The 1264-nt window shown below is 68.0% G+C and carries 1 protein-coding gene; it reads right to left on the reverse strand.

Annotated elements, in window-relative coordinates:
* Positions 1-36: 36 nt before the first annotated feature.
* Positions 37-1209 carry an IS30 family transposase gene (locus tag ACWDAK_RS41335; protein WP_427396371.1) on the reverse strand — a complete coding sequence of 391 codons (1173 nt, stop codon included), beginning with the start codon at positions 1207-1209 and terminating at the stop codon, positions 37-39.
* Positions 1210-1264: the final 55 nt, after the last annotated feature.

Below are 1264 nucleotides of genomic sequence, written 5' to 3' on the forward strand. Positions count from 1 at the left end.
GGCGGATTCGCATGATCGTCGCAACGCTGCTGGTGTTCATCCTGCCAGAGCGGCGCTGAACGCCTCGGCTGGCGTGCGCCAGCCCAGTGTTTTGCGGGGCCGGTTGTTCAATCGTTCCTCGATGGCCTGCAGGTCGGCGACCGAGTGGACGGACAGGTCGGTGCGCTTGGGCAGGTACTGCCGCAGCAGCCCATTTGTGTTCTCGTTGGTGCCGCGCTGCCAGGGGCTGGCTGGGTGGGCGAGGAACAGGCCGTCGCGGAACCAGGGCGCCAGTTGGTCGTGGCAGGCCATCTCCGAGCCCTGGTCCCAGGTGAGTGTCAGCCGCGCGGTGTCCGGAACCGTCTGCAGGACCTGTATGAGTCCGTCACGTACCTTCTCCGCGCTGTGCCCGTCCGGCAGTGCCACCAGTCGGACGTAGCGGCTGGTGCGGTCCACCAGGGTGGCGATGGCCGACCGGTTCCTCTGGCCGACGATCAGGTCTCCTTCCCAGTCCCCGACACGCTCACGGCGTTCGACGGCCGGCGGGCGGTGGTCGATGAGCACAGCCGGCGCGGCGAACCGCGTACTGCGCTGGTCCGCCCGCCGACGACGCTTGCGCAGGGGCCGTCCGGTCCTCAGCTTCTTGGTCAACTCCCGGCTCAGGCCGCCCTTTCCACCTTGGTAGAGGGCTCGGTAGATGCTCTCGTGACACAGATGCCGTTCCGGCCGGTCGGGCCAGATGACGCGAAGGTGCGCGGCGATCTGCTCCGGGCTCCACTCCAGGTCGAGCTTGGCCTGAACTTCCGCGCGGAGCTCCGTGTCGTGCCACAGCTTCCCGCTCCGTGACCGCTTCGTCCGATTCCGGGCACGGTCATGGGCCAGGTCGCCGTCGTAGATGCCGCGGTCATGCGGGAGGGTGTTGCGGCGTAGTTCCCGGCTGACGGTCGACGGTGCCCTGCCCAGCCGCGTCGCGATCTCCCTTATACCCAGGCCGCGTTCGCGAAGTGTCGCGATCCGCTGGCGCTCCAGTAGGGACAGGTAGCGACCCGACCGGGACGCCTCGGGCAGCCGCTCCGGAGGAAGGCCGCCGTTCTCCGCCCGCCACCGGTAGCCGGTCTTACGACCGATCCCGAGCTCCCTGCACGCCTCGACCGTTCCCACCCCGGACTGCAGCAAGCGCCAGTACTCCGACTCAAGATCGAGCCTGCGCTTACGTCCACGCCTTGCCATCAACACGCCCATCATGATCAAGGGGTGTTGCGACAAACGCTAGAACCCGCCGACC

The organism is Kitasatospora sp. NPDC001175 (assembly GCF_053598215.1).

Coding starts and splice junctions, on each gene's coding strand:
- ACWDAK_RS41335 (WP_427396371.1), bottom strand. CDS start 1,209: ATGGCAAGGCGTGGACGTAAGCGCAGGCTCGATCTTGAGTCGGAGTAC.